Source organism: Rahnella perminowiae (assembly GCF_019049695.1).
GTDB classification, from domain to species: Bacteria; Pseudomonadota; Gammaproteobacteria; order Enterobacterales; family Enterobacteriaceae; genus Rahnella; species Rahnella perminowiae.
In genome coordinates this window covers 153,050-160,822 of the sequence record NZ_JAFMOT010000179.1, presented here as the reverse complement: position 1 = coordinate 160,822, position 7,773 = coordinate 153,050, and the positions used below count along the sequence as shown (strand labels likewise).

Annotated in this window: 5 protein-coding genes; 1 reads left to right on the top strand and 4 read right to left on the bottom strand. The window is 48.9% G+C overall.

Features of this window, described 5'->3' with window-relative positions:
* Window positions 1-64 precede the first annotated feature (64 nt).
* On the top strand, window positions 65-2,206 hold the full coding sequence (locus J1781_RS15165; RefSeq protein ID WP_217233821.1) for a metallophosphoesterase family protein: 2,142 nt from the start codon (window positions 65-67) through the stop codon (window positions 2,204-2,206).
* Window positions 2,207-2,244: 38 nt separating this feature from the next.
* Here J1781_RS15165 and J1781_RS15160 read toward each other — a convergent pair whose 3' ends face one another.
* From J1781_RS15160 to htpG, 4 genes are all read right to left on the bottom strand, one after another.
* A complete protein-coding gene (locus tag J1781_RS15160; RefSeq protein ID WP_217219822.1) occupies window positions 2,245-3,564 on the bottom strand; it encodes an inosine/guanosine kinase in 1,320 nt (439 codons plus the stop codon).
* Between the two features lie 38 nt (window positions 3,565-3,602).
* Complete coding sequence (hemH, locus tag J1781_RS15155) at window positions 3,603-4,565, bottom strand: ferrochelatase (protein WP_129952804.1); 963 nt, start codon at window positions 4,563-4,565, stop codon at window positions 3,603-3,605.
* A gap of 351 nt (window positions 4,566-4,916) precedes the next feature.
* Complete coding sequence (gene adk / locus J1781_RS15150) at window positions 4,917-5,561, bottom strand: adenylate kinase (protein ID WP_217233820.1); 645 nt, start codon at window positions 5,559-5,561, stop codon at window positions 4,917-4,919.
* A 278-nt stretch (window positions 5,562-5,839) separates the two neighbouring features.
* On the bottom strand, window positions 5,840-7,708 hold the full coding sequence (gene htpG / locus J1781_RS15145; protein WP_217219828.1) for a molecular chaperone HtpG: 1,869 nt from the start codon (window positions 7,706-7,708) through the stop codon (window positions 5,840-5,842).
* Window positions 7,709-7,773: the final 65 nt, after the last annotated feature.

Here is a 7,773-nt window from a genome sequence, read left to right as displayed (position 1 = left end):
ATTAAATATCAGCTACACGTTATAATTCGCCCGGATTAATATGGATATTAACGGAAATTAAAACATGAAATCTTTAAACAAACACTCAGTAAAAGTATTATCTTTAGTAATTTTGTCAATATTATCATCAGGTTCATACGCAGATTCCGGTTATATTAATACCGGGGTAACTCCCTCCTGGTCGGGTTCAACATCTGGGGCTAACGTTTCTCCTGGAACGAATATAGACATAACCCCCCATAATAACGCCAGCTCTATGGATGCAACCGTCCAGCGCGACGATGTAGGTATCCCTTCGGGGGCAACTGTCCCGGCGGGAACGAGCGCAGATATAACACCTTATAATTGCACCCGTTCAACGGATGTAAGCGTCAGAAACGATGATACAGGAACCGGAGGAGCAGTAACCCCGGCGGGAACAACGGACATAGGCGGCATATCCCGTAATAACGAAACACATTCCCTACAGGCCAATCAGGGTACAACCGCTCCTGATCAACTAGATTGCATAAATCCTGAACACAATGTTCCTTCTGTCGATGTGGAGTCTGGCGAGGCTGATATCGAGCCTGATAATGATACCTATGCTGTAATGTCAGATAAGTTAGATACTTTATATCCTGCAATGTCCGCCCCTACGCAGATAAATAATGTCAGCAATGGGGATTATGCCTTTACTTCCGGTGAAGTGAATTATACCGCCCATGGCGGCAAACAGACTGAAAAGTATGAAATACTGTCAGACTCTGTAGATGATGTGGAAATGTCGCTGACGACATTTAAAACCCGAATGGCTGAAAAAATCAAAAATGAGCAGGGAAATAGCACTACTCATTTTGGTTCACTCGGATCACCTAAAACCTGGAATGAAGCAGGGACCAAAGGTGAGATTTACTACGTGGACTGGTCGGATGGTCGTCACTATTTTGAAGCTAAACAAGACGGTGCGCCTGGGCAAAACAAATGGTATTACCCGGAAAATAATAAAGATAATGCCTGGTGGAAAATTGTTCACCCAATTGAATATTATGCGATAACCTCTGATCCGCAGTATGCCCGTACCCCCAACGGCGTTGACCAGAAAGAGCAGGCAAAACCGCCTATCTACAATCAGTACCAAGTGCTCAACAGTCTGAAAAGCACCTATGGTGATGCCTTTAAGGGCACCATCATTAACGGCGATATTACAGATTTTGGTCATAAATGGCAGTGGGCAGAAATGAACAAGGCCCTGGGAACGCTTAACCATGATTACTGGTATGGGCTAGGCAATCATGACTACGAAAACAATGTCGATGATTGTTACAAAAATAACTGTGCCGTGCGCAGTATCCGCGAACTGACCGACAATCTTAAATCGCGTAAAAATATTAATGCGATCGATTACAATGTAATTTCAGGTTATTCATTCCCTACACTTTCGACGAACTATATTGGGAGTTTCTCCTATAGCTTTGATATGTCAGGCATTCGTTTCATCCAACTGAACAACTATGCTGAATATACCAAGAATTACAGCGGGTTTAGTTTTAAAGACGCCCGAAAATATACAGTAAAAGTCACCTCCTCTGTAGACTGGCTGGAGCAACAACTCGCTGATGCCCGTAAACAAGGCAAAGCCGTTATATTACTTTCGCATGTTGAGAATATGGGTGCAGCGAATTCACGTCTGCATAAGATGACGGCGAAAAATAGCGACTATGATATTACTGCTATTTTCAATGGCCATACTCATGAAATGTCAGTAGGTAATTATTTCGCCAACAGTGGTGCGACATTCAAAGAGACATTTCTATTGGTTGAAGTTAATAACCTTAAAAAAGAATTGTCCATTTATGAGGTTTCAGATAACGACCTGAAAACGAAAAAGTTGGCAGCAACCATCCCTCTTAAACTTTCCGTGGTGGATAAGACCATTAAGGAAAATGCTTTCAGAGTTACACTGAAAAACGGTGGCGGTTACATTGGTGTTTATAAAGTTAAATACGTCCGGGAAGACGGATCAAATGCAACCATTGATCATCGTCTGGCATTGGGCAACACCGTCACTGTCGAAGTGCCACGTGGGGCTAAAAATGTTCAGGTTATTGGGAAATCAAAATCCGGTCGGTCGATTTATAACGTCAGTCTGAACGATTATAAAGATGTCTGCATTAAGAGCTGGGGAACACTACCTAAAAACCTTCGTTGGGGTTATTGCGGATAAAAAGTATCGGCGGGGATGAAAATCCCCGCCTTGTTTATTTAACGTTCCCAGTAACTTTCTTCAAGGCTGTCTTCACGTTCCGGCAAGCCACGCGTCAGACGCGGAGAGTGCTGGTTCAGCACCTGATAACTCACGCGGTTTGCGTATTTGCACACCTGGGCCAGAGAGGAATAGGTCAGATATTCACGGGCGTGTTTACTGGAATTCGGCACCGAAGTCCGGTGGAACCCATTCGCGGCAATATCATGCAGCAATGCTGACAGCGCGCCGTCTCCTGCTCCGTTGGTATTCATGATCTTTTCAGGCCCGCCCATATAGGGTGCAATGTGGGAATAAATCTTCAACGGTTGACGGCAACAGTCATGGCGCATGGCGCGGCTAAATTCATACTGGTTAAATTCAGCTATTGCGCCAGGCAGCAGTGGATGTTGGGTGGTGCGTTTGAATTCTTCTTCCGTATAACTCGCCATAAACAGGCCGTTTGGCCCGGCGGTACACAGCACCAAATCAACCCAGTCCAGCGCTTTATCAGCAGCCATCAGCGGATCCCTCAGACCCGTTAGCGCAAATCCCTCATCTTCGTTCATTGCCAGGATCGAGACGTGATCACGCAGGAAATCGCGCCATGCCTGGGGATCTTCCGCGATAACGTACTGGGTGCCCAGCGTCAGTACCACCGGCACATGATACTTTTTCGCGTATTCAATCGCCTGCATAGTCGCTTCCGGCATGGGTTCACCTGGCTTACTGCGCAGCAGATACGATGTCAGTAACAGTGCTGATGCACCGGCAATCACATCTTCCGGTATGCTTTGTGCACGCAGATCGTTCATTTTACCGGGGCTGATAGCAAAGGTACGTTCGCCAGTGTCACTGATGAGGGTAAAGCAGCGGCCAATTGCACCGTCCACGCCTTGCAGGAAGTTAAGATCCACACGGCTGGAGGTGTTGCACAGATAGCGATAGGCATAATCACCAATTTTGACATTGTTGCACATAACGCCAAGCAAAACGGAGCGGTCATCCGCCAGCACCGAATAGTTATGCAACGTGTTACCGACGGTGCCGCCCGCAAACTGATGCGTGATAAGCGCGTTGCTCATCAGTTCCTGATACAGCGTTTCCGACGTCTCATCATCAAGAATATTGGATTCACCCGGTGTCAGCCCGTAGCGGGCAACAAAATTTTCATCAACACGCGCTTCGATATCGACCATCGTCTGGTCAATGCCGGTGATGTACGAAGCACCGGCTTCTGACTCCGGCAGCATGTCCTGCAACATAGAATCACGTAATAAAGGGTCGCGCGCGCTGACCGGAAAATAGTGTTTGGACTTACGTTTACCAGGAAATTTCATTCATTATTCTCGGGGAGTTCAAAAAGCTCAGGCTTCATTCAGAAGTGCTGAGTGACCAGTTGTTGCAGCAAATCAATATGCTCCGGCTGGTCGTTCAAGGCGTCAATATATTCGAAGCGCTCGCCGCCTGCATGAATAAAAATTTCACGATTCTCGCCTTTAATTTCCTCCAGGGTCTCGAGACAGTCTGCCGCGAAGCCCGGACAAAGGATCTGAATATGTTTAACTCCCTGAGCAGGAAGGCCTTTCAGTGTTTCATCGGTGTATGGCGTGAGCCAGGGCTCACGACCAAAGCGGGACTGGAAAGTCAGCATTATTTTGCCCACAGGCAGTTGCAACGCGTCTGTGAGCGCCTGCACGGTATCGCGGCAACGCTGTTCATAATCATCACCTTCCGCCACAAAACGCTTTGGAATACCGTGGAAGGACAACACCAGACGGTCCGGTTCGCCATGCAGAGCGAACGAACGTTCGATGCTGGCTTTCAGTGCGGAAATGTACGCCGGATGCGTGGCGTAATCACGGATAAAACTCATTGAAGGCAGACGACGCTGCGATTTCAGCACGCGCGCAACACCGTCAAAAACTGCAGCACTGGTGGAGCAGGAGTATTGCGGATACAGGGGCAACACCACCATTTTGGTCACACCCTGCGCCAGTAGTTTTTCAATAGGCTCTTTCATGCCCGGCTTACCGTAGCTCATGGCCAGCTCGACCGGCGTACCCGGCAGGCGTTCTGCCAGAGCTTTCTGCTGACGACGGCTGTACACCATCAGCGGTGAACCTTCTTCCATCCACACGGCTTTGTACAGTTTGGACACACGTGGAGAACGCAGCGGCAGGATCACTAAATTCAGTACAGGCCACCACAGCCAACGGGGTGTATCAACCACACGAATATCACTCAAAAATTCAGCCAGATATTTTTTAACGGCCTGCGGAGTCGGAGCCTCCGGAGTCCCGAGGTTGACCAGAAGAACACCGAATTTGGTCTGCGTCATGCTGAATTTCCTAAATTGAAGGCACTGAAGCCAGTGCAAAAAGTTATGGGCGCCACCGTTTATTTGGAGATGCAGTAAAGAAGCGCAGGCCATTGTAACGAAAACAATGACGATCGGAACAACGGCAGAAGCTATCAATGCGAATTGTTATTAATACCCGTTCTATTTCAAAGGCTGATACATTGGCTACGTTCACTCACCCGAATCACTTACTTTAGTAAGCTCATCGGGGCTCCGCCCGCTTGCCGCCGTTCTGCCACTTGGAATATTGGGGTTATGAGGAAGGTGAGGAGCCTTAAAATACAAACGGGGCGACCGAAGTCACCCCGTGATGGCGTGCAAAGTAGACGATCAGCTGAGGATGGCAGCCAGTTCGTCACGCACGGCAGAGACCTGTTGTGTGCCGTCAATTTTGACGTACCTGGTGTTGCCCGCTTCGGCTTCTTTGCTGTAATAAGACACCAGCGGCTCCGTCAGTTCATGGTATTCCACCAGACGTTTACGCACGGTTTCTTCCTGATCGTCTTTACGGGTGATCAGTTCTTCACCGGTGACATCGTCTTTACCTTCCACTTTCGGCGGATTGTACTGGATGTGGTACACGCGGCCAGAGCCCGGGTGTACGCGACGGCCAACGATGCGATCAACGATCAGTTCATCAGGCACATCAAATTCCAGCACGTAATCCACTTTGATGCCCGCGTCTTTCATGGCATCAGCTTGCGGAATGGTGCGTGGGAAACCGTCTAACAGGAAACCATTACGGCAATCTTCCTGCTGAATACGTTCTTTCACCAGTGCGATAACCAGTTCATCGGTCACCAGTTTACCGGCATCCATAATCTCTTTTGCTTTCTTGCCGAGCTCACTTCCGGCCTTCACAGCGGCGCGCAACATATCACCGGTAGAAATTTGTGGAATACCAAATTTCTCCATGATGAATTGAGCCTGAGTACCCTTACCTGCGCCCGGAGCGCCCAGCAGAATGATACGCATTGCGTAAATCCCCTTGCATGTAATTATTATGAATCACGAAAACCGGTCAACCATACCATTCTGAGCACTTTTGCTCAAGGAACAAGCCCTGCTGAAATAGGGGTTAAGCCGGTGCAGACTGGCGTTTTATCCCCTGTTTCGGGCTGGCTACGGCCAGCAGAAGCGTTGTACCGCCTGCAGTGCAAAACCACACGACAACATGAAATCGGGGTCTTTTACAGACAAAAAAAGGGTGTCGTGTTAACGACACCCTTCCGGTTTACGGTTCAATGTGCAAATTACGCCTGAAGCAACGTATTCATACGACGGATGAACAGGTTTGGATCTTCCAGCGTGCCGCGTTCGGCGAACAGTGCCTGATCCAGCAGCAGTTCAATCCACTCACTGAACTGAGTCTCATCAGCGACGTCCGAAGCACGTTTTACCAGCGCATGTTCCGGGTTCAGCTCAAAGATATATTTGACTTCCGGCGCGTCCTGACCGGCCGCCGCAAACAGTTTTGCCATTTGCGTGGTCATTTCGTCAGCGCCCGTGGTGACGATAGCCGGTGTATCAGTCAGACGGTGCGTCAGACGCACTTCTTTCACACGGTCACCCAGCAGGGTTTTCACACGCTCAACAAACGGCTCCAGCGCTTTTTCGGCTTCTTTCTGCTGTTCGTTTTCTTCGTCAGCCAGTTTATCCAGTGACTCGTCGGCCTTGCTGACGGACTGGAAGACTTTACCCTCAAACTCAGTGAGGTAGCTCATCATCCATTCGTCGATGCGGTCAGACAACAACAGGACTTCAATGCCTTTTTTGCGGAACAATTCCAGGTGCGGACTGCTCTTCGCCGCCGCATAACTGTCGGCAGTGATGTAATAAATTTTGTCCTGACCTTCTACCATCGCCGTCACATAGTCTTCCAGCGACAACGTCTGCTCACTGCTGTCGTTGCGGGTGCTGGCGAAACGTAGCAGTTTGGCGATCGTTTCTTTGTTCGCACCGTCTTCTGCCGGGCCTTCTTTCAATACCAGACCAAACTGTTTCCAGAATTGCAGGTATTTTTCATTGTCATCTCTGGCCAGTTTTTCCAGCATTTGCAGAACGCGTTTGGTCAGCGCACTGCGCAGATTCTGAGTAATGCGGCTGTCCTGCAGAATTTCACGGGATACGTTCAGCGGCAGATCGTTGGAATCTATCAGACCACGCACGAAACGCAGGTAGTTCGGCATGAACTGCTCGGCTTCGTCCATGATAAACACGCGCTGAACATACAGTTTCAGGCCGTGTTTATGATCACGGTTCCACATATCCCACGGTGCCTGTGAAGGGATATACAGCAGGCTGGTGTATTCCTGCTTACCTTCAACGCGGTTGTGGCTCCAGCTCAGCGGATCGCTGAAATCATGAGAAATATGTTTGTAGAATTCTTTATATTCTTCGTCCGTGACTTCCGCTTTACCGCGCGTCCACAGGGCTTGCGCCTTGTTGATTTGTTCCCAGGTTACGGTGCCGTCTTCTTCGTTACGGGTTTCGACTTCCACCGGCAACGCAATATGGTCGGAATATTTGCTGATAATGGAGCGTACGCGCCAGTCATCAAGGAATTCGTCCTGATCTTCGCGCAGGTGCAAAGTGATTTCAGTGCCGCGATCGGCTTTCTCGATATCCGCCAGGGTGTATTCACCTTCACCGGCAGATTCCCAGAATACGCCTTCTTCAGCGCTGGCACCGGCTGCACGGGTGCGCACGGTGACTTTGTCTGCCACGATAAAGGCAGAGTAGAACCCCACACCAAACTGACCAATCAGTTGGCTGTCTTTCGCCTGTTCCGAACCGACAGATTGCAGGAAGGCTTTGGTACCGGATTTAGCGATAGTCCCGAGGTTATCAATCACTTCATCACGGCTCATACCGATACCGTTATCACTCAGCGTCAGGGTGCGTTTTTCTTTATCAAATGCCAGACGGACATGCAGCTCGCCATCACCTTCATAAAGTTCAGGCGCAGATAATGCACGGAAACGCAGTTTATCAGCGGCATCGGAGGCGTTAGAAATCAGCTCCCGCAGGAAAATTTCTTTGTTTGAATACAGGGAATGGATCATCAGATGAAGCAGTTGTTTTACTTCAGACTGGAATCCGCGTGTCTCTTGTCCTTTCATACTCATCAAATTACCTCAATCCAGATACTGTTATTGACCAAATCAGACGTTGAGGAATAAGTGGG

Bases quoted from the DNA above. Each gene is read 5' to 3' on its own strand.
- J1781_RS15165 (WP_217233821.1), top strand. From the start codon at position 65: ATGAAATCTTTAAACAAACACTCAGTAAAAGTATTATCTTTAGTAATT.
- J1781_RS15160 (WP_217219822.1), bottom strand. From the start codon at position 3,564: ATGAAATTTCCTGGTAAACGTAAGTCCAAACACTATTTTCCGGTCAGC.
- hemH (WP_129952804.1), bottom strand. From the start codon at position 4,565: ATGACGCAGACCAAATTCGGTGTTCTTCTGGTCAACCTCGGGACTCCG.
- adk (WP_217233820.1), bottom strand. From the start codon at position 5,561: ATGCGTATCATTCTGCTGGGCGCTCCGGGCGCAGGTAAGGGTACTCAG.
- htpG (WP_217219828.1), bottom strand. From the start codon at position 7,708: ATGAAAGGACAAGAGACACGCGGATTCCAGTCTGAAGTAAAACAACTG.